The organism is Acinetobacter sp. I-MWF, from assembly GCF_025433935.1.
In the GTDB taxonomy this organism is placed as follows: Bacteria; Pseudomonadota; Gammaproteobacteria; order Pseudomonadales; family Moraxellaceae; genus Acinetobacter; species Acinetobacter guillouiae.
Genome location: NZ_JAMBAR010000067.1, coordinates 1 through 213 on the forward strand (window position 1 = coordinate 1; position 213 = coordinate 213).

Consider the following 213-nt stretch of genomic DNA (forward strand, 5'->3'; position numbering starts at 1 on the left):
GCTGTCTAGTGCTTCACTATAGGTCAAGGTGAGCGATGTGCCGGCTGTATCTAGTGCTGCACTGACAAAGGTCGGTGCTGTGGTATCACCACCAGGCACAGTTGAACCATTATCCACTGTGGTGGCTGGAAGTGTTGCTGCATCATTACCCGCAATGTCTTGAATCGCATTTGGATCATTGGCTGCCGATGGATCGGTATAACCCACTTGCAC

At 51.2% G+C, this 213-nt stretch carries 1 protein-coding gene; it reads right to left on the bottom strand.

The window, feature by feature from the left end:
• Nucleotides 1–213: hypothetical protein (locus tag M2R48_RS21395; RefSeq protein ID WP_262087645.1), on the bottom strand; the 213-nt coding region annotated here is incomplete at both ends.